The following is a 26,034-nucleotide window of genomic DNA, read 5'->3' on the forward strand; positions in this document are numbered from 1 at the left end:
TCTGTCGTCACTGGAAGTGGGACCGTCGCATCAGCGCTGACCAGAGGGCCCGGCCGTGCTGGAGTGTCTCCCGTGAGTGACCGCCAGCCCTACAAGAGCGACTTATCCGACGAGCGCTGGGCCCTGATCGAGCCTGTGATCACCGCCTGGAAGGCCCGGCACCCCTCCGTCAGCGGCCATGAGGGCCGCTATGAGGTGCGGGAGATCGTCAACGCCCTGCTGTACCAGTCCCGCACCGGCTGCCAGTGGGACTACCTGCCGCACGACCTGCCGCCGAGCGGTGCGGTGAAGTACTACTTCTACAAGTGGCGCGACGACGGCACCGACCGGACCATCCACGACCTGCTGCGCTGGCAGGTTCGGGAGAGGAAGGGCCGATTAGCCGACCCCAGCCTGGTGGTGCTCGACACCCAGAGCCTGCACGCCGCCGCCGGAGTGCCGGCCGACACCACCGGACGGGACGCGGGCAAGAAGGTACCGGGCCGCAAACGGGGACTGGCCGTTGACGTGCTGGGCCTGTGATCGCGGTGGTGGTACTGGCCGCCTCCGTCCACGACAACGCCGCCGGCATCGCGCTGCTGGACAGGGTGGTGGCCGCCACCGAGCCGGGCACCGTGAAGAAGGCCCTGGTGGACCAGGGGTTCAAGAGCACCGTCAAAGACCACGGGGAGAAGGTGGGCATCGAGGTCGAAGTGGTGAAACGCAACCCTGGCGACACCGGGTTCGTCCCGCAGCCCAAGAGATGGGGTGGAGCAGACGAACGGGATCTTGATGCTGCACCGGAGGCTGGTGCGCGACTACGAACATCGGCCCGCCTCGGGCGAGTCGAGGGTGTACTGGGCCATAAGCGACCGGATGTCCCGGATGCTGACCGTAACCTCCGCCCCCACCTGGCGCGGCGCATGACCGGCGGGGAGCTGACTTTGGGGCGGTGCTGGCGCGGCTGGAGGAACGGGAGCGGGAGATCGCCGCGCAGGCCGAGGCGGCCCGGCAGAAGATCGCGGAGCTGACCGCGCTGCTGGACAGGCTCGACAAGGCCGCCGAGGAGATCCAGATCACCCGCAAGACGCTGCTGGAGCTGCCCGATCCGCAGTTGCCCGCGCCGTCGGCCGCGAAGCTGCCGGACCATCCGGCCTACCAGCAGATCACGGCGGTGTTCGCCGCGGCCGACGCCCCGCTGGGGGCGCGGGCGGTGTGCGAGGCGATGGACATGGAGATCGCGCCCAACAACATCAACAACGTCCGCCTGAAGCTCAAGCGGCTGGTCGAGCGCGGGATCCTGGTCGGGACCGAGCAGGGGTTGTTCACCCAGCCGCGGCCATAGCCGCCCAGTGAACGGGCATCAGCTCGTGTACCGCCCTCTCACACCGTTCGTCTCCTGAACAAAACCCCCGAAGTCCCTACCGAAACCACCAGGATCCCTGCACACCAGGCCAGCGCCACCCATGGAGTGGCTCCCACCGGCTGCCCGAGCAGCAGCCCCCGAAGCGCCTCGATCACCTTGGTCACCGGCTGATGGGCCGCGAAGCCCTGGAGCCAGCCGGGCATCGTGTCGGTCGGGACGAAGGCACTGCTGGGGTAGGGGAGGAAGCTGACGAAGAAGGTGTAGCCGCCTGCCGCTTCGGGAGACTTGACGAAGAGGCCGATCGCGGCCGAGAACCAGGACAGGGCGAAGATGTAGGCGAGGAGGATGGCGGTTGCCGCCAGCCAGCCCGAGAGGGTGGCCAAGGGGCGGAAGCCGATGGCGAAGGCAAGGCAGAGGACCAGGGTGGTGGCCAGCAGGTTGCGGGCCGCCGAGGCCAGGACGTGGCCGGTGAGGATCGGGGTGCCGCCGATGTCCAGGGAGCGGAAGCGGTCGATGATGCCGCCCTTGAGGTCCTCCGTCACCGCCATCGCGGTGTTGGCCGAGCCGAAGCCCGCGCAGAGAAGGAGGACGCCGGGGACAACGTAAGTGACGTACTGGGTACCGGTGTTGATCGCACCGCCGAAGAAGTAGACGAAAATCAGCAGGATCATCACCGGAAGGGCCATCGAGGTGATGAGGGCGTCGATGTTGCGGCGGCTCAGGCGCAGCGAGCGGCCGGTCATGATCAGGGCGTCAGACACGGGCGGGCTCCGCGGCGGGGGATCGGGTGAGTTCGAGGAAGACGTCGTCGAGGGTCGCCGTGTGGACGGAGAAGCTCGAGATGGCAGTGCGGGTGGGGTCCAGCAGGTCCAGCAGGGCGCGGATGTGGGCGGCCGAGCCGTCGGTGGGGATGCCAAGAGTGCGGGTGTCGGGGTCGGTGAAGGTCGCCCGGGGGGCCAGGCGCAGATAGCTCGCCGAGTCGGCGAGGACCAGGTCGAGGCGGTGGCCCGCGACGCGTCGCTTCAGCTCGGCCGAGGTGCCTTCGGCGACCAGGGCGCCCTGGTCGAGAACCGCGATGCGGTCCGCCAACCGGTCGGCCTCTTCCAGGTATTGAGTGGTCAGGAAGACCGTGGTGCCTTGGGTCGACAGTTCGCGTACGACGTCCCAGAGGGCGGCGCGGCTGCGTGGGTCCAGGCCCGTGGTCGGCTCGTCGAGGAAGATCACCTCAGGGTCGCCGACCAGGGACGCGGCCAGGTCCAGGCGGCGGCGCATGCCTCCGGAGTACGTCTTCACCAGGCGGTCGGCCGCGTCGGTGAGGTCGAACCGGTCGAGGAGTTCCGCCGCCCTCGTGCGGGCGGCCGCGCGGCTGTGGCGGGCCAAGCGGGTCATCATCCGCAGGTTCTCGGTGCCCGTCTGCATCTCGTCGACCGCCGCGAACTGGCCGGTCAGGCTGATCGCCCGACGGACCTGGGAGCGCGCGGTGCGGATGTCGTGGCCAGCCACCCGGGCCGTGCCCGCGTCGGCGGTCGAGAGCGTGGCCAGGATGCGTACGGCGGTGGTCTTGCCCGCGCCGTTGGGGCCGAGCAGTGCGTGTACGGCGCCGCGCGGGACGGCGAGGTCCACACCGCGCAGGACCTGAAGGTCGCCGTAGGACTTGGTCAGGCCGGTGGCCTCGATGGCCGGGTGTACGTCGGACGGGTGCTCTCGCATCGCCCCTCATCTCCGTTCCGCTTAACTGCGTATTCCATACGCATTATCGTGTAAGGGTTACGCAGAACTAGGATGTGCGTCAAGCCGGGGCCGGAGATCGGATGGCAGCGAGGGTGACGAGAGAGGCGTACGTGGCGGAAACGGAGAGCGGGACGGGGCTGCCGGCGAGCCTCGAAGTGGCCTGGGGCCTGCGCGAACGTCCCGCGAAGGGACCGCGGCCAGGGCTGAGCCTCGACCGGATCGTGGACGCCGCCGTCCGGATCGCGGCCGCCGAAGGGCTCGGCGCGGTGTCCATGGGGCGGGTCGCCAAGGAGCTCGGCGTCTCGACCATGTCGCTCTACCGCTATGTCGGAGCCAAGGACGAGCTCTATGTGCTGATGCAGGAGGCGGCCGTGGGTGCGCCACCCGAGGCGCCGCCCGCCGGTACCGGGTGGCGCGAGTGCCTCGCGTGGTGGGCGCGGGCGCAGCGGGCGGTCTTCCGGCAGAACCTGTGGCTGCTGCGCATCCCGACCTCGGGACCGCCCATCGGCCCCAACTCCCTGGCCTGGATGGAGGCGGCGCTCGCGGGGCTGGACGGCACCGGGTTGCGCGAGGAGGAGAAGCTCTCCGTGCTGATGCTGGTGGGCGGCTACGTACGGAATGAATCCGTGCTGATGTCCGACCTGGAGGCAGGGATGCAAGCGAGAGGGGTCGGGCCCGACGAGTCGCTGCGGCGCTATGCGGCGGCGCTTGGAGCGCTCACCGACGCCGAGCGGCATCCCGCCATCACGCGGCTCCTCGGCTCGGGCGTGTTCGAGTACGGGGGTGAGGCCGACACCGACACCGACTTCGACTTCGGGCTCGACCGGGTGCTCGACGGGATCGAGGTCCTGGTCGAGTCGCGACGCTGATGGCGCACACCTTGGTCAACTCCCGTCGTCCAGCTCGTCTTCGAGCAGATCGAGGAGGAGTCCGTCGCGCTACCGGGCGCGCTCGTGGCCGTACCACTGCTTCCGCAGGAGTCCGACCCGGCGAAACCCGAGACCTTCGTAGCAGGCGATCGCCGCGGTGCTGTCGGCCGCCTGGTCGGTGCCGTCGTCCGGCCAAAGGCCGCAGTAGTAGTAGTACGCCGCGCCGCTCGGCGGCAGGTCGTTGGGCAGGTAGGGCCACTGGCAGCCCGTCCGGGACTGGTACAGGATCACGTTGACGATCTCCCGCATCTTGTAATTGGCCTCGTGACTCGTGGCCGAGGAACGCCCGGCCTTCCACGCGGGGAGTTTCGGGCTCGCTCAACACCCACCGCTCGTCAGGCAAGTCGCTCGGGTACGGCTTGCGCTCACTCGCCCCGCCACCCAACACGGCCAAGCCGACCGACCGGCCCGGATTCCCGCAGACCCACACGATCAGGCGACCACTAACCGGATATCAGCTCACGTATCGCCCTCTCACAGAGAAAGCGCGGCAAGGACGTCATGGTGCTGGCCGCGGAGCTGCCCGGCGACCCGCCGCAGCCCTTCACCGTCCGCATCGACCAGTCATGTCGAAAGGCGGCGGGGGATGTGCCCGTCTGCGTCATGGAAACCGGCGGCACCCGCACCCCTGTGCCCTACGCGCCGTTCACTGCTCGACGGGCACTGCCCCGGACCACCGGCACTCCGGTGCGTCCCATGAGGTGGCTGCGCAGGCTCGTACGCCGACGGGCGCGGCACATTGGCCTGAGCCGCCGTTAGATGCCCGCCCTGCTCACCGGCTCTCCGTGCCGCGAGTGCGTGGCGCTGGACGATCTGGGAGAGGTCCCGCGCGGTGATGATGCCCACCAGGCGCGGGCCGTCGGCGACGAGGATGCGCACGCCGCTGCCCGGGCGGAGCTTTTCGAGCACGTCTTCCAGAAGGTCGTCCGGCGCGCAGGTGGTGCACTGCGACAACGGGATCGCCACATCACGTACGCGCAGCGTCTGCCGCTGCTGCGCAGGGACCCTCTGGTGCTATCGCCGAATCGAGTGGTACCTAGGCGTTCTGTTCGCACCTCCGCAGCAGACACAGCGAGGGCCGCCGTGGACGCTGGTGGGTCCGCGGCGGCCCTCGTGGGCGTGACAGTCGGTCAGTGGCTGCCGGTGAGCTCGCCGCTGAGCTTTTCGTGGATGTGGGTGCTCGGCTTGTTCAGGCCGATGATCTCGACGGTCTTGCCGCGCTGGGCGTACTTGGTCTCGATCGCATCCAGTGCGGCGACCGAAGAGGCATCCCAGATGTGGGCGGCGCTCAGATCGATGACGACCTTGTCGGGGTCGGTGGCGTAGTTGAACTGGCCGACGAGGTCGTTGGAGGAGGCGAAGAACAGTTCGCCGGTCACGGAGTAGACCACGCTGCTGCCATCGGGGTCGGTGACCGCCGTGACGTTCGCGAGGTGGGCGACGCGCTTGGCGAAGATGACCATGGCGGTGACGGAGCCGACGACGACGCCGATGGCGAGGTTGTCGGTGGCGACCACGCAGGCGACGGTGATGACCATGACGGCGATCTCCCCGGTGGGCATCCGCTTCAGAGTCTTCGGGGCGATGGAGTGCCAGTCGAAGGTCGCGAACGACACCATCACCATCACCGCGACCAGGGCCGCCATGGGGATGTCGGACACGACCGGCCCGAAGACGATGCACAGCACCATCAGGAAAGAGCCCGCCAGGAACGTGGACAGGCGGGTCCGGGCGCCGGACACCTTCACATTGATCATCGTCTGGCCGATCATCGCGCAACCACCCATGCCGCCGAAGAAGCCGGTGACGATGTTGGCGATGCCCTGCCCGATCGACTCTCGCGTCTTGGAGGAGTGCGTGTCGGTGATGTCGTCGACCAGCTTGGCCGTCATGAGCGACTCCATCAGGCCGACCAGCGCCATCGCGAGCGCGTAGGGGGCGATGGTCGTCAGGGTGTCCATCGTGAACGGCACATCCGGCAGGCCCGGTACCGGCAGGGAGGAGGGCAGGTCGCCCTTGTCGCCCACGGTCGGCACCGCGATGCCGGCGGCGACTGTGATCACGGTGAGGATGACGATGGAGACGAGCGGGGCCGGGATCACGGTGGTGACCTTCGGGAAGAACACCATGAGCGCCAGCCCGGCGGCGATGAGCGGGTAGACGGGCCAGGGCACGTCGTGCATCTCGGGCACCTGGGCCATGAAGATCAGGATGGCGAGGGCGTTGACGAAGCCGACCATCACGCTGCGGGGCACGAACCGCATCAGCTTGGCGACGCCGAGCGCGCCGAGGACGATCTGGAAGACGCCGGCCAGGATCACGGCGGCGACGAGGTAGCCCAGGCCGTGCTCGCGGTTGAGCGGAGCGATGACCAAGGCGACGGCGCCGGTGGCCGCGGAGACCATCGCGCGGCGGCCGCCGACGATCGAGATGGTCACGGCCATGGTGAACGAGGCGAACAGGCCGATCGCCGGGTCGACCCCGGCGATGATGGAGAACGAGATCGCCTCGGGGATCAGCGCCAGGGCGACCACCAGACCGGCCAGGACCTCGGTGCGCCAGACCTTCGGGTCGGACAGCCAGTCAGGGCGCAGGCCGCGCAGCCGCGCAGCCGGGGACAGTGCGGACGTAGACAAGAAAAGTACCTGTCGTGCTCGGGCACGCCCGGCATCACTCGGGGCGTGCGGGAAGGCGCAGGAAGGCCGGGTCGGCCATCCGCGAAGCCCACGTACGGCGGGCTGAAGTCGAAGGCAGCAGCGGCCGAGAGCTGGAATCCGCGGGGCTGCTCAGGGGCGAAGGATCACGGCGGGCAGGCGGCGGCGCTGGGCGTCATGGGCATGCGCACGCTCTCTCCTGCAGGCATCGGTCTTCGCCGGGGGCATCGTCGGCCCCGACACGGCTGACGGTCACGGGAACGATCTATCCCGCACCATGGGAGCGGGGACGGCGTGGAGCCGACCCCGACGATCACTTACTCTACCCTAACGTTACGGTAGAGATCGACGTCGGCCGCCTGTGGCCTTGGCGACAGATGAGGAAGGGCGCCCGCGTGAGCAGCGAGCACATGCAGATCGGCGAGGTCGCCGCACGGACCGAGCTGTCGCTGCGGACCATCCGGCACTACGAGGAGACCGGTCTGGTCATCCCCTCCGCCCGGTCCCAGGGCGGCTTCCGCCTCTACACCGAGGCCGACGTCGCCCGCCTGATGGTCATCCGCCGCATGAAACCGCTCGGCTTCACCCTGGACGAGATGCGCGATCTGCTGGAGGTCACCGACCGCCTCGACTCCGGCGAGGAGTTGACGGCGGACGAGCGGGAGACCCTGTTGGAGCGCCTCCGCGGATACGAGCGGGGCGCCGCCGAGCAGGTGGAGAAGCTCCGCACCCAGCTGGCGCGGGCCGAGGAGTTCGCCGCCACCCTCCGCGAGCGCCTGGCACGGGACCAGGTCGCCGCAAATTAGAAGCCGTCCGGTCACCCGATACCCCGGCATCCGGACGAAAGGAGCCAACAGGTTCTGCTGGATGGACCTCAAAACCCGCGACCTGCCCGGTACTGCGGCCTTCTTCTCGACGGCGCTGGGCTGGCGCTTCGCGGTGGATGAGGACGACTGGCACAAGGACGGCGACGGCGAACAGCAATAGCGCCGCCGTCCACGATCCAGCCGCGATACGCGTCAGCGCCGTACGACTCCGCTTTCCCGGGGAGGGATTATCCGGCACGGCCTGCTGCGGTATCCGGACTTGGTAGGGGGTGGGCAGGGGGTTGGAAGAGCTGGTCGAGGTGGGCTCGCAGGATGCCCATGGCCGCGTCCGCGCTGCGCTGGCCGACCAGGACGCTGGTGCCCAGGCCATGGCTGAGAGATAGCAGGTGAACGGCTTCGGCCGCCGCATCGCGCTGCCGGTCCAAGCTGCCCTCCTGCCGGGCCTGCTCCAGCACGGCGGTCAGCTGCCTCTCCAGGCGGTCGGGCCCTTCGGCGAAGGGCTGCGCGGCCAGGTTGTCCGACATGAATGACGACTCCGAACTGTCCGTCCTGCGGGAACGGGGAGCAAAGGGCGACGGAGATGCGGTGGATGAGCTGATCGAACTGGCCGCCGAGCGAGGCGACATGGACGAGCTGCGACGCCTCTCCGATGGCGGCAGCAGCACGGCAACCGACCAGTTCATCGAACTCGCCACCGAACTAGGGGCTATGAGCGAGCTGCGGCGGCTCGCCGACCAGAGCAACACCACCGCAGCCGAGCAGCTCATGGGACTCACCGCCGAGTGACCAGCCGCTGCCGATTCCGCGTCGGCCCAGCCGAGGAGTCAGAGCCCGTCAGGCGTCAGGGGCACATCAGCAGAAGGGGCGGAGTGACCGAGCCGGAGCCGACGCAGTGCTATCTGCGCGGGTACGCGGAGATCCTGGCCGATGTCTCCGCCACCGGGCGCCAGCTCACCCGGGACGAACTCGACGAGCGCCGTGCTCTGGGCGAGCAGGCCGCGGAGGACGGGTACAGCCACGATGCCCGCAGATGCCCGCCAGGCGCGGCACACCATGCTTGCCAAGGTCAGCACGGGAGGACGGCAAGGTGGAGACACTGGTGGGTCGTGCCGAACGGTACGGCCTGCGGCTCGTCAGCAGCTATGTGGTGATCGTGGCGGCGGGCCTACAGCCGTTCGTCGACGGCGGCCCGATGACCCGCCAGGTGGAGTCCATCGTCGGCCTTGATCCCGCGAGCAGAGACGTACTCGTGACGACAAGGGACGGTCTGCTGGTGTGCATCGTGCCCGACATACGCGGCACCGTAGAGGAGTTCGTCACGCGCGTCATGGAGAGCCTGAGGCCCGACGTCGCCTGGCGGGTCGGCATCGGAAGCCCGCAACGTGGGCCCGGCGGTGCCGTCCGGTCCTTCGAGCAGGCCCGGCAGGCACTGCAGATCGGCCAGCGCCTGCAACTGCCCGGTCATGTACACCGGGCGTCCGACTCGGGGCACAGCTGCTCGGCTGGCCCGAGGGATCCTGACTTCTTCCCGCGACCGGCCCGCGTCACGGCAGCCGCGGACCGGGGGCACCCGCAACGTCCAGGCGATCATGCCCCACGGCGGCCAATGATGTTATGGATGCTTGGCATTTTGTCACCCGTGATCAGCGAGGGGATGGGGCGGGAGGGCGTCGGAGGCGACTCGATCGGCCTTGGCTGCGTCGGCAAGGGCGGCGGCAGCGGCTTCTGCGGCCTGAGCCTTGTCGTCGGCGGCTTGCGCGGCGCTGTCGTCCGAGGGCTTCTCGCGGGTGGCCGGCGACTGCGGCAGCACCTCGCTGAAGGCGCGGGACACGCCCTGGAGCGCGGAGGTGACCTCACTGGGGATCACCCAGAAAGTACTGCCCGAGCCTTGCGCGAGTTGGGGCAGCATCTGGAGGTACTCGTAGGCGAGCAGCTTGGGGTCGGGGTCGTTGCGATGCACGGCCTGGAACACCTCGTCGATGGCCCGGGACCGGCCCTCGGCCTGGAGGATCGCAGCGGTACGGTTACCCTCCGCGCGCAGGACAGCGGCCTGCTTGTCGCCTTCGGCAGTGAGAATCTGCGACTGACGTTGCCCCTCGGCCCCGAGAATCGCGGCCCGCTTGTCCCGCTCGGCACGCATCTGCTTCTGCATCGCGTCCTTGATGGACTGCGGAGGGTCGATGGCCTTGATCTCCACCCGGTTGACCCTCAGCCCCCACTTGCCGGTGGCCTCGTCCAGCACGCCACGGAGCTGGCTGTTGATGGTGTCCCGGGAGGTGAGGGTCTTTTCCAGGTCCATGGATCCCACGACGTTGCGCAGAGTGGTGACGGTGAGCTGTTCGACCGCCTGAAGGAAATTCGCGATTTCGTAGAAAGCCGCTCGCGGGTCGGTGACCTGGAAGTACAGCACGGTGTCGATCTCGACGACCAGATTGTCCTCGGTGATGACCGGCTGCGGTTTGAAGGAGACGACCTGCTCCCGCAGATCGATCACCGGGTGAACGCGGTCGATGTAAGGGATGACGAGGCTGAGTCCGGGATTCAGGGTCCGGTGGTAGCGGCCGAGTCGCTCGACATTACGAGCGCGTGCCTGGGGCACGATGCGGACCGCCCGCACCACGGTGAAAACCGCGATGAGCGCGACGATCAGGCCGGCAATCAAGAACGCCGAGGTTTCCATGGTTTCAGTCCCGTGGGTAGACGAGCGCGGTGGCGCCGCTGATCTCTATGACGTCGACGGTCTTTCCAGCAGGAATCACCAGCGTCTCGTCGTAGGCGCGGGCCGTCCACTCCTCGCCGTCGATACGGACCCTGCCGCCCAGGCCCGTCACCTCCGAGACGACATAGGCGGCCCTGCCAACCAGCGCATCTACGCCGAATCGCGCCACTTGGGGCTGGAGCACGTGGCGCAACGCAATGGGGCGCACGAACAGCACGGTGACCGTGGCGACGATGGTGAACACCAAGAACTGGAAGGGCAGTGGCAGCCCGACCGCGGCGGACCCCGCCGTGAGCAAAGCCGCCGCACTCAGCATTCCGAGCGCAGCAGTAAGGGTGAAGATCTCCGCAACAGCCAACACAGCTGCGATGATCAACCAGATCAGCCATAGATCCATTGCGCGCCTCTTCTGACCGGTGCGGGTGCGAAGGGCTTGATTCTCACCATTGGACCCCGATACGGGACAGCCGCGGTACCCCTGGGATAAGGAAACCTTGCCGAACGAGCGGAGGCGTACTGGTACAACGCACCGTAAGCGACCGCTTCACGCCTTTACACTAGCTTTACCCACGCGGAAAAGATCACTCATTTCGCGCAGACGAGTCGATCTCGAAGCAGGGCGCGAAGAAGGCCGACGGCTCGTACCTGTCCGGCTCCGCCGGATCGCCTGCATACCCGATCCGTAGGAGCTGGTACAGCAGGTCGGCACGCCTGAGCATCGGCTCGACCACCTCACACGTGGCGCACACACCCTCCCCCGCGGACCGCATACTCTCGACGGCCCCGCCCGTGCCCCGCGAGCACACGGGGAAGCCGTCGGACTCGTGATGACGTACAGCCATCCCACGTGCCTCCTCGCAGAACCTAGTGAAGCGCGGATCTCGCCACCGGGACGGTCCTTGCGATGTCGGACGCTCGACGGCTGATCGCCGACTGCGCCTCGCGCGCGGGCCGCCCTTTCCGCCGCAGCCGCCGATAGTGCTCCACGACCTCGGCCTTCACACCGACCATGGGCTCCCGCCGCACCCGTCGTCCGTGCTCTCCTCTCCTTGGACGCGTGGGTGCGGTACCCGGCCGCTGACCAAAGACAGCCCGGCCGGGAGCAGCGTGACGGAGAAGACGACGAGGCCGAACCAGTGCCAGGTCATGGACGAGACTCCTGTGATGCGCGGATGCGGGGCGGATCGCGAGGAGGACACCGACCCCCTCTACCGGCTGCCGGACGACGATCCGCGCAAGCCGATGGTCATGGCGTATCTGTGGCCGGGCGGGCTCCAGGAGACGCTCGTCGAAACGCTCATGCCGTGAGATGCGGGGCGCATATGCCCCGACCTGCGCGGATTACGTGTTCGCTCAGAAGACGCTCAAATCCGGATAACGATCGCATCACCGCCCCTGGGGTTTTGTACCCCAGGGGCATCTTTGCGTGACTTGAGTCACTCGAGCCCCCTGGGGAGCGTGATACGACTTCCCAATTCCTTCATGGGGCGGCCTTTGCCGTGCGTGCACCGTCCCTTTACCTGTCCCCCCACTGCCGCGCCATGCCACTACGTCCCCGCCCCACCGAGGTACGCCAGATGTCACTCGAGTCCGTCACCACATCCATCGACGACGCCGTCAGCGACTTCTTCGAACCCGTCGCCACCAACGTCGGCGAGATCGTCTTCTACACCGTGCCCGTCGGCGGCACCGACCTCCCCCTCATCGTCGCCTGGCTCGTGATCGCCGGGCTGATCTTCACCACCTGGTTCGGGCTGATCCAGGTACGCAAGTTCAAGCTCGCCATCGACGTCGTGCGCGGCAAGTACGACGAGAAGGGCTCGCCCGGCGAGGTCAACCACTTCCAGGCGCTGACCGCCGCCGTCTCCGGCACCGTCGGCCTCGGCAACATCGCCGGTGTCGCCGTGGCCGTCTCCATCGGCGGCCCCGGCGCCACCTTCTGGATGATCCTGTGCGGCCTGCTCGGCATGGCGACCAAGTTCGTCGAAGTCACCCTCGGCGTGAAGTACCGCGAGGAGCACGAGGACGGCACCGTCTCCGGCGGTCCGATGCACTACCTGCCCAAGGGGCTCGCCGAGCGCTTCGGCAGCGGCGGCGCCAAGTTCGGCAAGGTGCTCGCCGTCCTGGCCTCCATCATGATCCTCTTCTTCGGCCTCTTCGGAGGCAACCTGTTCCAGACCAACCAGAGCTACGCGCAGGTCGCTTCGACCTTCGGCGGCGAGGACGGCTTCATGGCCTCCTCCGCCGGTGCCGTCCTCTTCGGCCTGGTGGTCGCCGCGCTGGTCGGCCTCGTTCTGCTCGGCGGTATCCGCTCCATCGCCTCGGTCACCAGCAAGCTGGTCCCGGCGATGGCCGGCATGTACATCGTGGCCTGCCTGGCCGTCATCATCGTGAACATCAGCGCGGTACCCGACGCGGTCCAGGGCATCATCCAGGGCGCGTTCGAGGCCGACGGTGTCGCGGGCGGTGTGATCGGCGCCCTGATCGTCGGCTTCCAGCGCGCCGCCTTCTCCAACGAGGCCGGTCTGGGCTCGGCCCCGATCGCCCACTCCGCGGTCAAGACCAAGCATCCCGCGAGCGAGGGCCTGGTCGCCCTGCTGGAGCCGTTCATCGACACGGTCGTCATCTGCACCATGACCGCGCTGACCATCGCCATCGCCAACCCGGCCAGCTGGGCCGAAGCCCGCGCGGGCGAGGACGTCGGCGGCGTCACCATCACCTCCGACGCCTTCGAGACCGTGCTGCCCTGGTTCCCGAACCTGTTGACCGTCGCAGTGCTGCTGTTCGCCTTCTCCACGATCCTGACCTGGGGCTACTACGGCCTCAAGGCGTGGACGTACCTCTTCGGCAAGAGCCAGACCAGCGAGATCATCTTCAAGGCCATCTGGAGCCTGTTCGTCGTCGCGGGCTCCCTGCTCTCCCTCGACACGCTGATCAGCCTGGCCGACTCGGCGCTCTTCCTGCTGTCGGTGTTCAACATCATCGGCCTCTACCTGCTCGCCCCCGTCGTCAAGCGCGAGCTCAACTCCTTCCTGGACTTCGTCCAGCGCCGCAAGGACGGCCTGCCGGACGCGGAGCCGGAGACCGCGAAGGTGCTCGACTGATCCGAGCCCTGCGGCTCAGCATGTGGGCCGTCCCGTACCACTCCTCGGTACGGGACGGCCCGATGTGTCCCGCCGAGGCGGGCAAGGCCCAGTGCCTCATCAAACCGGACACCTTGGGGCGCGGCATCCACCTGCCTCTCATCGACCCGGAACCCAGCCCTGCCGGTCCGCTCAAGGTCTGCCGCCAGCGCACGATCACCGTCAACCCTGAAGCCAGCGCCAAGGAGTGGCAAGCCCTGGACTACGGCTTCCCCCGGAGTGGCAGAGGGTCTACTTCCGGCTCCGCAACAGCGTCGAGGGCTACAACGGCTACGCCAAGAACCCCCTCGCCGAGGGCATCGAATCCGCAGGCTCCCGCCGTATCCGCGGCATCGCGGCACAGACGATCCTGCTCGCCTTCCAGCTCGCCCACGCCAACCGCCGCAAGATCAAGAAGTGGCTGGACACGCTGTCGCTCGGCGGCGAACGCCCCTGCCGACGCACCCACCACACCGGCTCGACAGGGGGTATGCGGCCGCCCCGCCGGCAGCGGCTCCCACGCGGTGAGTCGGCCGCCCATCAACTAGCCGCATCACCGGTGCGGAAGATTCGGTCCAGGCGGTGGTCCAGGACGGCGATGGCAGACTCCGGGCTGCGCTGGCCGACGAGGATGCTGGTGCCGAGTCCCGCAGACATGGCAAGCAGGCCGGCTGCCTCCAACTGTGCGTCCACACCGGGCTGGAGCAGAGCTGCCTCTTGCGCCTGCCGGAGGAGCTGGGTTACCGCGTCTTCTGCGGCATCCGGGTTCTTGATGAAGGGTTGGGCGGCGAGTGCCTGGTCGGTCACGGCCAGAACGGCGTACGAGGTGTAGACGAAGTGGAAGGTGCGGCTGTCCTCGTCGGTCGGCAGCGCCGCCATCAGCAGCGCCTCGATCATTTCCCGCGGACCGGGACTGTCCCCGGCGGCCTGCACACGGGCGGAGGCCCGTTCCCCGAACCTCTCTGTCAGGTGCTCCAGTCCGAAAAGCAGCAGCTTCTCCTTGGTCTGGAAGTAGTACTGCACCAGCCGCAGCGACACGCCCGCCTCTGCTGCCACATCGCGCATCCCCACGGCATGCAGCCCGCGTCGCCCGGCGACCCGGACCAGTGCCTCGGCGATCTCGGTGCGCCGTTCTGCGTGGTCCACGCGCTTGGGCATCGGCCGTTTCTCCGCTCGTCGTTCCACTGTTGCGGCCCCAGTGGGACCTTGATGATACAGCCGTACCAACATTGTGGTACGTTCGTATCACGAAAATGAGATCCGGAGGTGACCGTGTCCGAGACTGCTGTCCGTGCCCGAGCCGACATAGGCCGCTACGTGAGCGATGCCTGGCGCGACCGCTACTTCGCGGCCTGCGACGCGGTCTATGCACTGGGCACACCCGCGCTCGCGGAAGAGGACGTGGAGACGTCCTTCGGCACCACGCACGTCTACCGCTACGGCCCCGCGAACGAGGCCGCTCGATCCCGCACCCCCGTCGTCCTGGTACACGGGGCGGGCTCCTGCTCCGCCATGTGGTACCCGAACACCCCCGCCCTCAGCGCCGACCGCCCGGTCTACGCGATCGACACCCCGGGTGATCCCGGCCGCAGCGTGCAGCGCGAATCGATCCACCAACCCGAACGCGCCGCACAGTGGCTGGACGAGACCCTCGCCGGACTCGGCCTCGACCGCGTGCACCTCGTCGGCACCTCCTACGGTGGCTGGCTTGCCCTGAACCAAGCGCACCGCAGGCCCGGTCGCCTCGCCTCGATCACGCTGCTCGACCCCGGCGGCCTGGAGAAAGTGGGGCTGCGCTTTTTCGTCTGGATCTTCGCCGGCCTCTTCGCGACCTTCGCGCCCAAGGCACTGCGCCCGCGGCTGGCGGCGTGGCTGGAACAGCCGGTCCTCGTCATGCCGGAACTGCGCACGATGATCAGAACGGCCGTTCGCGCCTACCGCATACGCCGCCCGGCGCCGCTTCCCCTGTCCGAGGAGGAGCTGTCCACCATCCGCACTCCGCTCTATCTGGTGCTCGGCAAGCGAAGCCTCCTCGTGCACCCGCAGCGGCAGGCGGAGCGCGTGCCGCGCCTGGTCCCCGGCGCCCGAGCCGAGATCATCTCCAACACGGGCCACGGGCCACAGATCGACCACGCGGAGGAGATCAACCGCAGGATGCTGAACTTCATGGCCTCCGTCGACTGACAACCGCCCACGCCGACGGGGCCAGGACAGTGCCGAGGGATGGCCCGGCCAGAGCCCCGGTAGCGCCCGGACTGCAGGACCGTTCCGCCAGGGGATCCCTCTGTCATGCGAGTGGAGACGCTTGAGGACGTCCTCTTGCCGGGCCTGAACCTCAAGGTGCGGCAGCTCATGGCCGCCGACGGCAACTTGGTGGTAGACGCGGCGGGATGCGGACCGCCGGGCAGGTGCCCGCAGTGCGAGCATCCTGCCACGCGGGTCCACAGCCGATATTGACGTCAGATATCCGAGTTACCCGTCGGCCGGGGGGGGGTGATCGTCCGCCTGCACGTGCGTCGGTTCCACGGCAGCAAGCACGCTCCCAAACTGGGACCCCTGCACGGCGGCCACGCCGCCGCATGTGACCGGTCTCACCGAAGTTTGACACCACCAGGGGTGTCTTGCTGATCAGGCTGCGTACCTTGGACTCCGTGCCCCGCCATCCGAAGAAGCCCCGCCTGCTGGTCGCCGACGGGCGCGCGTACCTGTGGACGCTCCGCCACAGCCACGGCGTGCTGGACAGCGGCCGGTCCACCGACTGCCGCGAGACCCTGACGCTGTACCCGCAGCCGGCCGGCACCGGCGGCCCGCTGCGCATCGACTGATGCCCCGCCTCATTCCGTCACCCCGCGACCCGCATTTCGTCGGTAGCCCGCCCTTGCTCGCGGTGTGAGCGGCCATGTCGGCTACGCCTTGTGCTCGGTCAGGACGTGGGTCAGTGAGCGTGGCGTCCTCGACGTGCCCGGTCTGTTCGTCACCGCCTGCGGGAACGGTGGTGCTTGGAGGAGTCTCAGGTGCTGGCGTCTTGGTACCGGTGTCCTCGCTGTGGCTGTCCTCGGTGTGCGTGTCGCCGCTGGTCGTTTCCTCGCCGTGGCTATGGCCTGCGCCGCCGCCTGGTTCCTTGGCCATGTCGGTGGCGAACCCGCGCAGCCCGATGAAGGCCACACCAGCCGTGAGCGGCTCACCGTGCTGTCCCGGCCGTGGACGGCGCGGGTTCGTCGGCGGCCCTGTTCTTGAGAGCCACGGGCGCGGCACTGCGATGGAACAGTGCCGCGGCGGCCAGAGTGAGGCCGGCCAGCCACGCGACGGCGATCAGCAGGGTGCCGGTTTCGTCGAAGCCGGGGATACGTCGGTGGGGGACGCGGCCGGCGCCGTTGCCCGGCAGGGCGTGAGCAGGCTGGCTGGTTTGGCGAAAACCTGGTTACGCGTCGGGTGGTGCCGGCTGTGCGAGTACAGGTCCTAGGCGAAAAGCTGGAAGAACGGGGGGAAGGTTCCGAGGACCCCCAGGGCGATGAGTACGAGGCTGATGACGAGGGCGCGCACGGTCTCGAACGGCTTGTTGTGCAGTACGGCGTACAGGACGCCCCAAGCCAGCAGCCACACGATCACGGCCAGGACGGTCTTGCCGGACAGCGGACCGACTGAGTCGCTCCACTGCATGCCGTCCTGCACCGTCGTGCTGGCCTCGCTGAGTGTGGTGACAAGGCCCAGTGCGGTGGCTCCGACACCTGCGGCGATAATCGCTGCCGAGATCGGTCCCTCCACCTTGTCGCTCAGGGGAAAGTCCTCTTCCCCTCCGCTTGGGGTGGGTGTTGCGCCTTTCTTGGGTTCCATGTCCGTGGCCTCCGTTTCAGAGCCTGGTCATTGGACGGGTTCCACCTTGGTGATGAAGGCGCCGAATGCCCCGGCCACCGCCGCGAAGGCGAAGGCGAGGACGAACAGGGCGATGGTGGTGCGGCGGACACGGTTGTGCCGGATCAGGCCGGGGCCGTAGTACCAGACGATGAAGACGACGGCCGTCGCCAGGATCGGGCTGAGCCAGGCGATGTGCTCCTTCCACTCCATGCCGAACTCGTGCCAGTCCGCCGTGTCCGGGTCGGCGAGCAGCTGTGACCTGGGACTGTCCGGCGTTTTCTCCCGGTACCACGGGTAGACGACCCAGGTGCCGGTGATCACGGTCGCCCATGCCGCCACCGCCATGGCGGTGACCCCGATTCGTACCCGCCGCATCCGCTCCACCACTCCCTCACGCGTCATCAGGGCGGGCTTGAGGCTGTACAGCTCGGCAAGCCCACCGGCGAAGGCGAGTAGGAAGGCGGCGCCGAGGATCATGCCGTGGACGAGGGTCCACCACTCGCGCTCGGTGAAGTTCACGGCCCATCTCCTGTTCAGCCCTCGGGGGCGACGCTGCCGCCGCACCCCTCTCCGTTTCGGCGCTGATCGAAAAGTGGCAATTCGTTCAAGAGAGATCGTGATGACGTTATCGCCATATTTCGGCACTGCTGTGCGGGCGCGCCGCGACTACCGTGAGGAGAGGCGGGCCACAGTTGCGCCAGGCCGGCCCGTTCCCGGAGGGAGGCCCCTCGGTGTCAGCAAGACCGCTCGACGCGAAGACCGTGGCCGCTCTCGTCAGCGACGCCACAGCCGCACCGTCCATGCACAATGCGCAGCCATGGAAATTCCGCTACTTCCGTGCCGTCGGCACCTTCCATGTCCGAGTGGACATGGAGCGGACCATGCCGCATTCCGATCCCACCACCCGCGCCCTCCACATCGGATGCGGCGCGGCCTTGTTCAACCTGCGCGTCGCCGCCGCTCACGCGGGCTGGGAGCCGGCCACCCGGCTGCTGCCCGACCCGGCGGACTCGGAGCTGCTCGCGACGGTGGAGCTGGCCGGTCCGGTACGCCCGGAGACCGACCTCGCCCCGCTGTACCCGGCCATCCGCCGCCGGCACACCAGCCGTTATCCGTTCTCGGACGAGGACATACCCCAAGCCATACAGGACGCCCTCTGTGGCGCTGCCCTGCGGGAGGGAGCGCGGCTGCTCTTTTCCGACGCGTGGCATGTGGAGTCGCTGCTGGACCTGGTCCACGATGCCGAGGGACGCGACTCGTTGGACCCCGGCCAGTTCCAGGACGTCGTCCGCTGGACCCGTATTGGCGCCGACATCGCCGCCACGTCGGCGGACGGAATCCCCGACTACGCTTTCGGCCCGCGCCAGCAGGACGGAAAAGCCCCTGTGCGCGACTTCGCGGGCCGACGCGCTGTGCCCGGCCGCGAGGTGGCCATTTTCGAGAAGAAGCCTCATCTAGCCCTGTTGGGCACCACCGGCGACCGGGCGGAGGACTGGCTGACGGCGGGACAGGCAATGGAGCGCATCCTGCTCGAAGCAACCCTTGACGGGCTGGCGACCTCGCTCACGTCCCACGCCCTCGAATGGCCGGAACTCCGCTGGGCCGTACGCCACCCGCAATCGGCGATGGGGTACGTGCAGATGGTGCTGCGCCTGGGATATGGCAAGCAGGGCCCGGTGACACCACGTCGCCCGGTGGAAGACGTACTCGACATCGAGCCATAGGGGGCGGTTTCGGAAGCTTCCCCAGCCTGTACCGGATCCATCGCGTAGGCCGCATTGCTCACGCGGCCATCCGCATCCGCCCACAGCTTGGGAGTGGGGCCGCCGGTCAGCAGTTGCGATTTCTGGAGTGGTCTGGCGGCCCCAGGCCGAGGTCTCGGCATGGGGCCTGCGATGGCCGCTCATCGGCGACGCCGACCCGCGCCTGAGGCGGCTCGTGAGAAGTGCCCGCCTGCTGACGGCGACATGGCCCATGCGGGCGCTGGGGAAGCGGACCGTGCCGGTCTTGCCGGCTCCCGTCGCCCCTCCTGAGGCGACATCTGGCTCAGGGGCTGGGATGCGAGGATCATCATGCTCCCGAGGTGTCCGGCCGTAGCCGGACTGGAGAAACGAGCGGGATGGGGTGGCAGTCATGGATGAGCGAGGCCAGCTGGATCGGCAGGCCGTCCACGCCGAGTTGGAGCGCGTCCCGGCCGACTTCCACCGCTTGCTCGCGGAGGCGAGTGCTGCCGATCTGCGCCGTCCGACGGATGGGACAGGGTGGACCAACGAGCAGATGCTGTTCCACATGCTCTTCGGCTACATGCTCATCCGCGTGCTCCTGCGCCTGCTCGGAGGCTTCGCCAAGCTGCCGCGCTCCGTCGGCGGGACGTTCGCTCGTCTGCTGGACGCTGCGGCCAGACCGTTCCATGTCATCAACTACGTCAGCTCCGTGCTCGGCTCTCTCTACTACAACCACCGCCGTATGGGCGCGAAGATGGACCGCACCGTCGCTGCACTGCATCGGCGCCTGGACCGCGAGAGCACAGCCTCCCTCAGGCGCGGCATGCACTACCCGCCCCGCTGGGACCCCTTCTTCCACGACTGGATGACCCGCGCGGATCTGTACCGCTATCCCACCCAGCACTACGACTTCCACCGCGCCCAGCTCACCCTGGGCCCTGCGCAGGACTGACACGGTTCGGACAGCATCGGCTGGTCGCTGTCACCGGTGTGGCGTAGCAGTCAGACGACAACGCGGCTGCGGCCTTCGAGAAGGACGACGTCGCGCCGGCGACCGTGGTGGCGGACGATGCGCGCCCGGGTGCGGACGTGAGCGCCGCTGCCCTGCGGCGCGCGCAACGCTGGTTCTGGGCCCTTGCCACCACGGCGGTTATGCGCCTCGGTCGCCCTGTGGGACGCGGGCGTTCGGTCACGTGCCTCAGGCTGTGGCAGGCGGAGGTCCGTTGGTGCGTTCCCGTCCTGAGGATTCGGGGAACGGAAGCGGGTCGCCAGGCCGACGGGATGGCTTCCCCCCAGGCTTTCCCCGGAGTGGTTCTTGCTGGCCCGATGCCGTTTCTCAGCCTTCCGGCGCTGCGGTCCGGCCGAGGTCGTGGTATCCGGCGTTGGGGAACAACCCGGTGGCGGTGGCCAGGCGTACGTTGTAGTTGAAGATCGCTGTGACTTCCACGATGTGCAGGATGTCCGCGTCGGTGAATCCGACGTCCCGCAGGCGGACGGTGTCGTTTTCATCGCATGCCTCGGGCGTCTGGGTCAGCTTGACGGCGAAGTCCAGCATCATCTTGTCTTGGCGCGCCAGCTCGACGTGACGGTAGTTGGCGGCGAGGCGGTCGACCAAGGTGGCGTCTTTGGTGCGCAGCCGCAGCGCGGCGGCGTGCGCGACCACGCAGTAGGGGCAGCGGGCTTCGGCGGAGATGACCACGGCGATCATCTCTCGTTGGGTCTTGCTCAGTCCCGACGGTCCGCGCATCAGCTCGTCGAAGTAGCGCCACCAGCCGACGAAATGGTCGGGGCTGATCGCCAGGAGTCGCGCCACGTTGGGCACGAAGCCGATCTTCTTCACGATCGGATCGATCTCGGTGGCGACCTTTTCGGGCAGGCTGTCTGCCGACGGCACGGTGATCCATGCCGGGTTGGCCGCGTTGGCGGGGTACATGGGCAGTGCTCCTTTCAGGGGTGCTGGTTCCCAGCGACCCCGGGCGGTCGCCGTCCTTGCCGGCCCATGCTGCTGCGCTCGTGGACACCTGACTGCCCGAGACACTGACCGTAGTTTCGGTGGTTGCCTGAGCTGCCGGGCTACTTCAGCAGCGCGCCCAGCATGGTGCGGAGCATGGTGGCGGGGTGGAAGCCGACTGGCCGGTGGAGGATGCGTGTACGGGAGCTGCGGATGTCGTTGAGTTGTCGTTCCTGCCGAGCCAGCAGCGAGCGGGCGGCGATCAACTGGCCCGGGTCGCATACCTCCAGCACCCCGCGTGCTTCCTTGAGCGCGGCATGGGTGCGGTCGCACATGTCCTGCAGGAGAGCCCGCACGTCAGGGGTGTCCCGGCTCTGTTCGAGGTCGGAGCGGGCCACGGCGTGCTCCGTGAGGGCGTCGGCGGGCAGACACAGGCGTCCGGCCTCCAGGTCTGCCCGTAGATCGTTGAGGAAGTCCAGGCGCTGGGCGAAGTCGGCGTAGGCCCGCCACGTGCGGGCCGCTTCGTCGCTGGGGCCGCCCTGGTACTGGAGACCTGCCGAGCACATCAGCAGGGGCCAGGTGTAGCGGTCCACGTACTGGCCGAACTCCGCCTCGTCGGCGAAGCCTGCGAAGTCGGGCTTCAGCTCGGCGGCATCCAGTAGGCGCCGCATCCACGATGGGCACAGCCCTCGTACCGTTATGGAATTCACGAAGGCCTGCACGATCGGATAAGGGCACGAGTCGTCCGACGCTCCGCGTCGCGCTTGGGCCAGCCAGTCCGCGCGCCGGGCTTGGGCGAGCCGGCTGTTACCCGCGTCGGCGAGGTCGTCGGTGCGGTTGGCGAATGCGAGCCCGGCCAACAGGTGCGGCTGCAGGGCCAGCGGGGCCAGGACACGGACGCCGACGTACGGTCCGGTATCGCGGTCACGGATGAACTTCGCGCACCGGGTGTAGTCCAGGCGCAGCTGCTCGCCGCCGATGTCAGCGGCCTCCAGGGCCGTACGCCAAGTGGCGAGCGTGGTCATTGTGCACCCACCTTTCCGAAGCGGCGCGAGCGGTGGCGGTAGGTCTCGATGGCGTCCCGGAACTTCTCCGATGTCATGTCGGGCCACAGATCGGGAAGAAACACCAGCTCCGCGTACGCCATTTGCCACAGCAGGAACCCCGACAGGCGCATCTCCCCGGAGGTGCGGATCAGCAGATCCACCGGAGGCATATCGGGATAGGGCAGGTGCGCCGCAAGGGTCCGCTCGGTGATCCGACCGGCTGGAAAACCGGCGGCGACGATGGAGCGGACCGCGTGCGCAATGTCGCTGTGCCCGCCGTGGTTCAGGGCCACGGTGACTGTCATGCCAGTGTTGCTCGATGATCCGCCGAGCGGGGTCAGCCCCGTGACTGTGACCATCACGGCGCATCAGGCCACGCGCTTCAGCCCATCTGCCGTTCCCGTCCAGGATGCACGCCACATGGCTTGGATCAATAGATTTCATATGATATGACCTTTGTATCCTGAGGCGGCATCATCTACATGGATAAGTGGTGCAAGGGATCCACGCCATTCCATAGGGGTCAGCCGTGCTCAGCGGCGCCAGAGTCGGGAGACTCCATCGTTCAACGAGGGATGGCGATGTCCTCGCTCCCGCCGGGGCGGTGCGAGGACATCGCGGCCGCAGCCACCTGGCTGCCACCGGCTGCCCACTCTGGAACGTGCCGCCGCATGTGCCCAGGTGACGCTTGGATGCTCCCCTGGCTTGCCGAGCGAGCCGGGTGAGATCATTTCCATGACCCTGCAGAGGGGGCCAAGAATGTCGCGCGATCAAGGAAACCGTTGACATCGATCGCAGCCCCGAGGAGGTCTTCTCGTACATCACCGACCCCTCCCACATGCCGGAATGGCAGCCGAGCGCCGTATCCGCACACCGGGTGGGCGACGCCCCTCTGGGTGTGGGCTCCCAGGTCAAGGCGACCTGGCAGCTGGGCCGCCTCCAGTTCCCGATGACCATGGAGATCACCGAGTTCGAGCCGCCGAGAAGCTGGCGTCTGCGCGGCATCGAGGGCCCCGCCAGAGGAGAGGTCCACGGAACGATCGAGCCGCTTGACGACGGCGCGCGCTCACGCCTGACGATTGACCCCGAATTCGAGTCCCATGGGATGGGCAAGGCTCTCGTGCCCCTGGTGCTCTGCCCTCAGGCTCGCAAGGAACTGCCGCGCGACGAGCAGACGCTCAAGAACCTTCTGGAGCAGCGCGCCGCCTGACCGGTGCCCCTGACTGCTGCTAAGCGGACACTGGGACACTCCGTCGGGCGGGAACCCAGGCGGGGCGCTCGCCTCGGCCGTCATGACAAGGGCGTCCGGCCTTCGCCCTGATCCACAACGCGGCCGAAGTCCCCCCCTCGCCGCAGGTGGCCCTGTACCCGCCGTGGGGTTTGGGCCTGAGCCGGCCGAGGTTGCGGCCCGGACCACACCGCCGGAGCCTGGAGATGTCCCGCAGACGAGGCATGGCCTGGCTGATTCCTCACCCCTGTCGAGAGGAGGCAGGCCGCTATGACCAGCATCGCCCACCGCATGGCCACCCTGTTCAGGACCAAGGCGAACAAGGCCCTGGACCGGGCGGAAGACCCGCGCGAGGTCCTGGACTACTCCTATACCCAGCAGCAGGAAATGCTGCAGAAGGTGCGACGTGGTGTGGCGGACGTGGCCACCAGCCGCAAGCGCGTCGACCTGCAGATCAACCAGTTGCGCCAGTCCAGCGGCAAGCTGGAGGGACAGGCTCAGCAGGCGCTCGCCGCCGGACGCGAGGACCTCGCCCGCGAAGCCCTGAGTCGACGCACCGCCGTGGTTTCCCAGCTCACGGACCTCCAGACCCAGCAGGTATCGCTGCAGGCCGAGGAGGAGAAACTCACCCTCGCCTCACAGCGCCTGCAAGCCAAGGTGGACACCTTCCGCACCAGCAAGGAGACCATCAAGGCCCGCTACACCGCGGCCGAGGCCCAGACCCGCATCACCGAGGCTGTCACCGGCATCGGCGAGGAAATGGGCGATGTCGGCCTGGCCATGCAGCGCGCCGAGGACAAGACCGAGCAGTTGCAGGCCCGTGCTGGTGCGTTGGACGAACTGCTCGCCTCCGGCGCACTGGAGGACGCCACCCTCCCCGCCGGCCGCGACGACATCCAGGCCGAACTCGAGCGCGTCACTGCAGGCCAGGACGTGGACAAGGAACTGGCGCGAATGAAAGCCCAGCTCCCGGCGTCCGCCACCCCGCCGGCCGTCGAAGGCAGGAGCGCCGAGCAGGGCCCGCCGGACCAGGAGGCGACATCATGATCATGCGGATTCTCGGCGAGGGCCAGTACGAGATCACCGACGATCACCTCGACCGGCTCAACGAGCTGGATGCCGCCCTGCAGTCGGCAGCCGACGCCGACGACGAGACGGCGTTCACAACCGCCCTCTCGGCCCTGCTGGACGCGGTACGCAGCTATGGCACGCCCGTGCCGGACGCGACGATCACGCCGTCCGACCTGGTCCTGCCCGACGAGGACACCAGCCTCACCGAGGTGCGGGAACTGCTCTCCGACGAGGGCCTCATCCCGGGGTGATGGCGATGCGCAGCCGCTTCGAGCCCGACCGGCAGCTCACAGCCCGGATGCTGGTCACGATGTTCCTGCTCGGACTGCTGTACGTGGCGTTCGTCGCCGCGCTGATCGTGCTGCTCAAGTCCGTCGTCCTGGTCGTCGTCATCGCCGCCGGGCTACTGGCCGCGCAGTACTGGTACTCCGACCGGATCGCCCTGTACGCCATGCACGGCCGTCTCGTCACCCGGGAGGAAGCACCCCAGCTGCACGGCGTCATCGACCGGCTGTGCGCCGCTGCGGACATGCCGAAGCCACGGGTGGCCGTCTCCCGGATGGACCTGCCCAACGCGTTCGCCACCGGCCGCAACGCCGACCACGCCGTCGTCTGCGTGACCACCGGGCTGCAGCGCCGCCTGGAACCCGCCGAGCTCGAAGGCGTCCTCGCCCACGAGCTGTCCCATGTCGCGCACCGCGACGTCGCAGTGATCACCATCGCCTCGTTCCTGGGCGTGATTGCGGGCCTTATCGTCCGTTTCGCCTTCTACTCCCAGCTGTTCGGGGGACGCAGTCGCGATCAGAACACCGCAGCGGTGCTCGCACTGGTCATGGGGGTCTCCGCCCTGGTCTACGCGATCAGCTTCCTGCTGATCCGGGCACTGTCCCGCTATCGCGAACTGGCCGCCGACCGCGCCGGAGCCATGCTCACCGCGCGGCCCTCCGCGCTGGCCTCGGCATTGACCAAGGTCACCAGCGACATCGCCCGTATCCCGACCCAGGACCTGCGCACCACCCAGGCGTTCAACGCGTTCTTCTTCACGCCCGCCCTCGGGCCCGGCACCACGGTGGCCCGTCTGTTCTCCACGCACCCTAGTCTGGAGCGGCGTCTGGAGGCGCTCGCGGAGATCTCCGCAGAGCTGGGTGAGACGTCATGACCGCCACCACTGCCATACCGGCCACACCCGACCGGCATGCGGTCTCTGAACCGGGAACGTGAGGAAGGAGCTGAACCGCTGTGGGTTTCCTCGATGCCCTGTTGGGTCGGAGCAGGCCGGTCAAGCCCGACCTCGACCAGCTCTTCGGCTTGCCCTCTGCGGCGATCACTCTCCAGGCGGCCATCGGTTTCACCCCGACCGGAGCGGGCTCGGTCTGCTTCGCCAGCATCGAAGGGGGCGCATTCGCCCAAGTCCAGCAGGACGTGTGGGCCCTGCTGGACGCCGACCCCGAACGCAGCGGCACGCCCGTGGAGTTCAGCCGCGACGACTACGGCTACTCATGGCTGCTCTCCCGCCGTGGCCCCGACGACCTGCCCGCACTCGTCAACGACCTGCACGCGGTCAACACCGCCCTGCAGGACAGCGGCTTCGGTCCCCAACTTCTCTGCTCCCTCGTCGCCTTCCACGACGCCGAGCTCCGCCCTCTGGCGCTGGTCTACCTCTACAAACGCGGCACGTTCTATCCCTTCGCGCCCCAGCCCGGCGAGAAGCGCGACAACCCGCTCGAACTCCAGGTCAAGACCATCGTCAAGGACGACGTGCGCATCGAGCAGGACCTGACTCGCTGGTTCCCCCTCTGGGGTGCCCCCGGCCTGTGACTCTCACGCTCCGA

30 protein-coding genes and 5 pseudogenes are annotated in these 26,034 nt (G+C 68.1%); 18 read left to right on the top strand and 17 right to left on the bottom strand.

Annotation, left to right across the window (positions count from 1 at the left end; all coding sequences use genetic code 11):
• Positions 1 to 72 precede the first annotated feature (72 nt).
• A pseudogene (locus ACGFNK_RS22065) lies at positions 73 to 906 on the top strand (IS5 family transposase).
• A 25-nt stretch (positions 907 to 931) separates the two neighbouring features.
• Positions 932 to 1,324: a hypothetical protein gene (locus ACGFNK_RS22070; RefSeq protein WP_393418313.1), complete on the top strand. Its 393-nt coding sequence runs from the start codon at positions 932 to 934 to the stop codon at positions 1,322 to 1,324.
• Positions 1,325 to 1,362: 38 nt separating this feature from the next.
• Here the strand turns inward: ACGFNK_RS22070 and ACGFNK_RS22075 are convergent, their stop codons facing one another.
• Positions 1,363 to 2,088: an ABC transporter permease gene (locus tag ACGFNK_RS22075; RefSeq protein ID WP_393418849.1), complete on the bottom strand. Its 726-nt coding sequence runs from the start codon at positions 2,086 to 2,088 to the stop codon at positions 1,363 to 1,365.
• 10 nt (positions 2,089 to 2,098) lie between these two features.
• Positions 2,099 to 3,055 (bottom strand): ATP-binding cassette domain-containing protein, encoded by a 957-nt coding sequence (locus ACGFNK_RS22080; protein ID WP_393418315.1) that lies wholly within the window; start codon positions 3,053 to 3,055, stop codon positions 2,099 to 2,101.
• Positions 3,056 to 3,156: 101 nt separating this feature from the next.
• On the opposite strand from ACGFNK_RS22080, the gene ACGFNK_RS22085 reads away from it, so the two are divergent.
• Positions 3,157 to 3,945, top strand: a complete 789-nt coding sequence (locus ACGFNK_RS22085) for a TetR/AcrR family transcriptional regulator (protein ID WP_393418317.1) — start codon at positions 3,157 to 3,159, stop codon at positions 3,943 to 3,945.
• Positions 3,946 to 4,014: 69 nt separating this feature from the next.
• Here the strand turns inward: ACGFNK_RS22085 and ACGFNK_RS22090 are convergent.
• Positions 4,015 to 4,257: pseudogene (locus ACGFNK_RS22090) on the bottom strand (transposase); the annotation flags it as partial.
• A gap of 249 nt (positions 4,258 to 4,506) precedes the next feature.
• On the opposite strand from ACGFNK_RS22090, the gene ACGFNK_RS22095 reads away from it, so the two are divergent.
• A complete protein-coding gene (locus ACGFNK_RS22095; protein ID WP_393418871.1) occupies positions 4,507 to 4,764 on the top strand; it encodes a hypothetical protein in 258 nt (85 codons plus the stop codon).
• 66 nt (positions 4,765 to 4,830) lie between these two features.
• Here ACGFNK_RS22095 and ACGFNK_RS22100 read toward each other — a convergent pair.
• Positions 4,831 to 4,971 (bottom strand): annotated as a pseudogene (locus tag ACGFNK_RS22100) (CBS domain-containing protein); the annotation flags it as partial.
• A 164-nt stretch (positions 4,972 to 5,135) separates the two neighbouring features.
• Entirely contained in the window at positions 5,136 to 6,641 is a 1,506-nt protein-coding gene (locus ACGFNK_RS22105) for a SulP family inorganic anion transporter (RefSeq protein WP_393418319.1), read from the bottom strand.
• Between the two features lie 413 nt (positions 6,642 to 7,054).
• Between ACGFNK_RS22105 and ACGFNK_RS22110 the strand changes: the two genes are divergently transcribed.
• A complete protein-coding gene (locus tag ACGFNK_RS22110) occupies positions 7,055 to 7,465 on the top strand; it encodes a MerR family transcriptional regulator (RefSeq protein WP_393418321.1) in 411 nt (136 codons plus the stop codon).
• A gap of 248 nt (positions 7,466 to 7,713) precedes the next feature.
• On the opposite strand, the gene ACGFNK_RS22115 is transcribed toward ACGFNK_RS22110, so the two are convergent.
• Positions 7,714 to 8,010 (bottom strand): TetR family transcriptional regulator C-terminal domain-containing protein, encoded by a 297-nt coding sequence (locus ACGFNK_RS22115; protein ID WP_393418323.1) that lies wholly within the window; start codon positions 8,008 to 8,010, stop codon positions 7,714 to 7,716.
• On the opposite strand from ACGFNK_RS22115, the gene ACGFNK_RS22120 reads away from it, so the two are divergent.
• Entirely contained in the window at positions 8,009 to 8,272 is a 264-nt protein-coding gene (locus ACGFNK_RS22120) for a hypothetical protein (protein ID WP_393418325.1), read from the top strand. The genes ACGFNK_RS22115 and ACGFNK_RS22120 overlap by 2 nt on opposite strands.
• 38 nt (positions 8,273 to 8,310) lie before the next feature.
• Here ACGFNK_RS22120 and ACGFNK_RS22125 read toward each other — a convergent pair whose 3' ends face one another.
• A complete protein-coding gene (locus ACGFNK_RS22125; protein ID WP_393418327.1) occupies positions 8,311 to 8,559 on the bottom strand; it encodes a hypothetical protein in 249 nt (82 codons plus the stop codon).
• Between ACGFNK_RS22125 and ACGFNK_RS22130 the strand changes: the two are divergent.
• Positions 8,517 to 8,864: pseudogene (locus ACGFNK_RS22130) on the top strand (hypothetical protein); the annotation flags it as partial. The gene ACGFNK_RS22125 and the pseudogene ACGFNK_RS22130 overlap by 43 nt on opposite strands.
• 255 nt (positions 8,865 to 9,119) lie before the next feature.
• Here the strand turns inward: ACGFNK_RS22130 and ACGFNK_RS22135 are convergent.
• The 4 genes from ACGFNK_RS22135 to ACGFNK_RS22150 form a co-directional block, all read right to left on the bottom strand.
• Entirely contained in the window at positions 9,120 to 10,166 is a 1,047-nt protein-coding gene (locus ACGFNK_RS22135) for an SPFH domain-containing protein (RefSeq protein ID WP_393418329.1), read from the bottom strand.
• A 4-nt stretch (positions 10,167 to 10,170) separates the two neighbouring features.
• Complete coding sequence (locus ACGFNK_RS22140; RefSeq protein WP_393418331.1) at positions 10,171 to 10,602, bottom strand: NfeD family protein; 432 nt, start codon at positions 10,600 to 10,602, stop codon at positions 10,171 to 10,173.
• Between the two features lie 184 nt (positions 10,603 to 10,786).
• Entirely contained in the window at positions 10,787 to 11,047 is a 261-nt protein-coding gene (locus ACGFNK_RS22145; protein WP_393418333.1) for a hypothetical protein, read from the bottom strand.
• Positions 11,048 to 11,203: 156 nt separating this feature from the next.
• Positions 11,204 to 11,353 carry a hypothetical protein gene (locus ACGFNK_RS22150; RefSeq protein ID WP_393418335.1) on the bottom strand — a complete coding sequence of 50 codons (150 nt, stop codon included), beginning with the start codon at positions 11,351 to 11,353 and terminating at the stop codon, positions 11,204 to 11,206.
• A gap of 40 nt (positions 11,354 to 11,393) precedes the next feature.
• On the opposite strand from ACGFNK_RS22150, the pseudogene ACGFNK_RS22155 reads away from it, so the two are divergent.
• Positions 11,394 to 11,513 (top strand): annotated as a pseudogene (locus ACGFNK_RS22155) (DUF2017 family protein); the annotation flags it as partial.
• A 269-nt stretch (positions 11,514 to 11,782) separates the two neighbouring features.
• Complete coding sequence (locus tag ACGFNK_RS22160; protein ID WP_393418337.1) at positions 11,783 to 13,309, top strand: alanine/glycine:cation symporter family protein; 1,527 nt, start codon at positions 11,783 to 11,785, stop codon at positions 13,307 to 13,309.
• Positions 13,310 to 13,867: 558 nt separating this feature from the next.
• On the opposite strand, the gene ACGFNK_RS22165 is transcribed toward ACGFNK_RS22160, so the two are convergent.
• A complete protein-coding gene (locus ACGFNK_RS22165; RefSeq protein WP_393418339.1) occupies positions 13,868 to 14,485 on the bottom strand; it encodes a TetR/AcrR family transcriptional regulator in 618 nt (205 codons plus the stop codon).
• Between the two features lie 114 nt (positions 14,486 to 14,599).
• Between ACGFNK_RS22165 and ACGFNK_RS22170 the strand changes: the two genes are divergently transcribed.
• Positions 14,600 to 15,511 carry an alpha/beta fold hydrolase gene (locus ACGFNK_RS22170; RefSeq protein ID WP_393418341.1) on the top strand — a complete coding sequence of 304 codons (912 nt, stop codon included), beginning with the start codon at positions 14,600 to 14,602 and terminating at the stop codon, positions 15,509 to 15,511.
• A 467-nt stretch (positions 15,512 to 15,978) separates the two neighbouring features.
• The gene (locus ACGFNK_RS22175; RefSeq protein WP_393418343.1) at positions 15,979 to 16,152 is read left to right on the top strand and encodes a hypothetical protein; all 174 of its coding nucleotides are present in this window, start codon (positions 15,979 to 15,981) and stop codon (positions 16,150 to 16,152) included.
• 634 nt (positions 16,153 to 16,786) lie between these two features.
• Here the strand turns inward: ACGFNK_RS22175 and ACGFNK_RS22180 are convergent.
• Both ACGFNK_RS22180 and ACGFNK_RS22185 read right to left on the bottom strand, forming a co-directional pair.
• Positions 16,787 to 17,161 (bottom strand): hypothetical protein, encoded by a 375-nt coding sequence (locus tag ACGFNK_RS22180; protein WP_386336954.1) that lies wholly within the window; start codon positions 17,159 to 17,161, stop codon positions 16,787 to 16,789.
• 27 nt (positions 17,162 to 17,188) lie between these two features.
• Positions 17,189 to 17,701 carry a hypothetical protein gene (locus ACGFNK_RS22185; protein ID WP_386336952.1) on the bottom strand — a complete coding sequence of 171 codons (513 nt, stop codon included), beginning with the start codon at positions 17,699 to 17,701 and terminating at the stop codon, positions 17,189 to 17,191.
• A 212-nt stretch (positions 17,702 to 17,913) separates the two neighbouring features.
• Between ACGFNK_RS22185 and ACGFNK_RS22190 the strand changes: the two genes are divergently transcribed.
• On the top strand, positions 17,914 to 18,906 hold the full coding sequence (locus tag ACGFNK_RS22190) for an Acg family FMN-binding oxidoreductase (RefSeq protein ID WP_393418345.1): 993 nt from the start codon (positions 17,914 to 17,916) through the stop codon (positions 18,904 to 18,906).
• A 409-nt stretch (positions 18,907 to 19,315) separates the two neighbouring features.
• Positions 19,316 to 19,858, top strand: coding sequence for a DinB family protein (locus ACGFNK_RS22195; RefSeq protein ID WP_393418347.1), 543 nt, complete (start codon positions 19,316 to 19,318; stop codon positions 19,856 to 19,858).
• Positions 19,859 to 20,242: 384 nt separating this feature from the next.
• Here the strand turns inward: ACGFNK_RS22195 and ACGFNK_RS22200 are convergent, their stop codons facing one another.
• The 3 genes from ACGFNK_RS22200 to ACGFNK_RS22210 form a co-directional block, all read right to left on the bottom strand.
• Entirely contained in the window at positions 20,243 to 20,839 is a 597-nt protein-coding gene (locus ACGFNK_RS22200; RefSeq protein WP_393418349.1) for a peroxidase-related enzyme, read from the bottom strand.
• A 140-nt stretch (positions 20,840 to 20,979) separates the two neighbouring features.
• The gene (locus ACGFNK_RS22205) at positions 20,980 to 21,882 is read right to left on the bottom strand and encodes a phytoene/squalene synthase family protein (RefSeq protein ID WP_393418351.1); all 903 of its coding nucleotides are present in this window, start codon (positions 21,880 to 21,882) and stop codon (positions 20,980 to 20,982) included.
• Positions 21,879 to 22,262, bottom strand: coding sequence for an undecaprenyl diphosphate synthase family protein (locus ACGFNK_RS22210; RefSeq protein ID WP_393418353.1), 384 nt, complete (start codon positions 22,260 to 22,262; stop codon positions 21,879 to 21,881). Before ACGFNK_RS22210 ends, ACGFNK_RS22205 begins: the two co-directional genes overlap by 4 nt.
• A gap of 461 nt (positions 22,263 to 22,723) precedes the next feature.
• Here ACGFNK_RS22210 and ACGFNK_RS22215 point away from each other — a divergent pair, with 461 nt between their 5' ends.
• The 5 genes from ACGFNK_RS22215 (at position 22,724) to ACGFNK_RS22235 (ending at position 26,020) form a co-directional block, all read left to right on the top strand.
• Positions 22,724 to 23,113: an SRPBCC family protein gene (locus ACGFNK_RS22215; RefSeq protein WP_393418851.1), complete on the top strand. Its 390-nt coding sequence runs from the start codon at positions 22,724 to 22,726 to the stop codon at positions 23,111 to 23,113.
• A gap of 288 nt (positions 23,114 to 23,401) precedes the next feature.
• Complete coding sequence (locus tag ACGFNK_RS22220; protein ID WP_393418355.1) at positions 23,402 to 24,178, top strand: PspA/IM30 family protein; 777 nt, start codon at positions 23,402 to 23,404, stop codon at positions 24,176 to 24,178.
• Complete coding sequence (locus tag ACGFNK_RS22225) at positions 24,175 to 24,453, top strand: hypothetical protein (RefSeq protein WP_393418357.1); 279 nt, start codon at positions 24,175 to 24,177, stop codon at positions 24,451 to 24,453. The genes ACGFNK_RS22220 and ACGFNK_RS22225 overlap by 4 nt, the downstream gene beginning before the upstream one ends.
• A 5-nt stretch (positions 24,454 to 24,458) precedes the next feature.
• Complete coding sequence (gene htpX, locus ACGFNK_RS22230; protein ID WP_393418359.1) at positions 24,459 to 25,361, top strand: zinc metalloprotease HtpX; 903 nt, start codon at positions 24,459 to 24,461, stop codon at positions 25,359 to 25,361.
• An 80-nt stretch (positions 25,362 to 25,441) separates the two neighbouring features.
• On the top strand, positions 25,442 to 26,020 hold the full coding sequence (locus tag ACGFNK_RS22235; RefSeq protein ID WP_393418361.1) for a hypothetical protein: 579 nt from the start codon (positions 25,442 to 25,444) through the stop codon (positions 26,018 to 26,020).
• Positions 26,021 to 26,034 lie beyond the last annotated feature (14 nt).

Source organism: Streptomyces sp. NPDC048825, from assembly GCF_043198355.1.
Lineage (GTDB): Bacteria > Actinomycetota > Actinomycetes > Streptomycetales > Streptomycetaceae > Streptomyces > Streptomyces xiangluensis.

Excerpts from the sequence above, each read along its gene's own strand:
- ACGFNK_RS22150 (WP_393418335.1), bottom strand. The coding sequence starts at position 11,353 with ATGACCTGGCACTGGTTCGGCCTCGTCGTCTTCTCCGTCACGCTGCTC.
- ACGFNK_RS22180 (WP_386336954.1), bottom strand. The coding sequence starts at position 17,161 with ATGGAACCCAAGAAAGGCGCAACACCCACCCCAAGCGGAGGGGAAGAG.
- ACGFNK_RS22140 (WP_393418331.1), bottom strand. The coding sequence starts at position 10,602 with ATGGATCTATGGCTGATCTGGTTGATCATCGCAGCTGTGTTGGCTGTT.
- ACGFNK_RS22145 (WP_393418333.1), bottom strand. The coding sequence starts at position 11,047 with ATGGCTGTACGTCATCACGAGTCCGACGGCTTCCCCGTGTGCTCGCGG.
- ACGFNK_RS22085 (WP_393418317.1), top strand. The coding sequence starts at position 3,157 with ATGGCAGCGAGGGTGACGAGAGAGGCGTACGTGGCGGAAACGGAGAGC.
- ACGFNK_RS22225 (WP_393418357.1), top strand. The coding sequence starts at position 24,175 with ATGATCATGCGGATTCTCGGCGAGGGCCAGTACGAGATCACCGACGAT.
- ACGFNK_RS22115 (WP_393418323.1), bottom strand. The coding sequence starts at position 8,010 with ATGTCGGACAACCTGGCCGCGCAGCCCTTCGCCGAAGGGCCCGACCGC.
- ACGFNK_RS22210 (WP_393418353.1), bottom strand. The coding sequence starts at position 22,262 with ATGGTCACAGTCACGGGGCTGACCCCGCTCGGCGGATCATCGAGCAAC.
- ACGFNK_RS22205 (WP_393418351.1), bottom strand. The coding sequence starts at position 21,882 with ATGACCACGCTCGCCACTTGGCGTACGGCCCTGGAGGCCGCTGACATC.
- ACGFNK_RS22200 (WP_393418349.1), bottom strand. The coding sequence starts at position 20,839 with ATGTACCCCGCCAACGCGGCCAACCCGGCATGGATCACCGTGCCGTCG.
- ACGFNK_RS22195 (WP_393418347.1), top strand. The coding sequence starts at position 19,316 with ATGGATGAGCGAGGCCAGCTGGATCGGCAGGCCGTCCACGCCGAGTTG.
- ACGFNK_RS22165 (WP_393418339.1), bottom strand. The coding sequence starts at position 14,485 with ATGCCCAAGCGCGTGGACCACGCAGAACGGCGCACCGAGATCGCCGAG.
- ACGFNK_RS22095 (WP_393418871.1), top strand. The coding sequence starts at position 4,507 with ATGGTGCTGGCCGCGGAGCTGCCCGGCGACCCGCCGCAGCCCTTCACC.
- ACGFNK_RS22220 (WP_393418355.1), top strand. The coding sequence starts at position 23,402 with ATGACCAGCATCGCCCACCGCATGGCCACCCTGTTCAGGACCAAGGCG.
- htpX (WP_393418359.1), top strand. The coding sequence starts at position 24,459 with ATGCGCAGCCGCTTCGAGCCCGACCGGCAGCTCACAGCCCGGATGCTG.
- ACGFNK_RS22135 (WP_393418329.1), bottom strand. The coding sequence starts at position 10,166 with ATGGAAACCTCGGCGTTCTTGATTGCCGGCCTGATCGTCGCGCTCATC.
- ACGFNK_RS22080 (WP_393418315.1), bottom strand. The coding sequence starts at position 3,055 with ATGCGAGAGCACCCGTCCGACGTACACCCGGCCATCGAGGCCACCGGC.
- ACGFNK_RS22075 (WP_393418849.1), bottom strand. The coding sequence starts at position 2,088 with ATGACCGGCCGCTCGCTGCGCCTGAGCCGCCGCAACATCGACGCCCTC.
- ACGFNK_RS22160 (WP_393418337.1), top strand. The coding sequence starts at position 11,783 with ATGTCACTCGAGTCCGTCACCACATCCATCGACGACGCCGTCAGCGAC.
- ACGFNK_RS22120 (WP_393418325.1), top strand. The coding sequence starts at position 8,009 with ATGAATGACGACTCCGAACTGTCCGTCCTGCGGGAACGGGGAGCAAAG.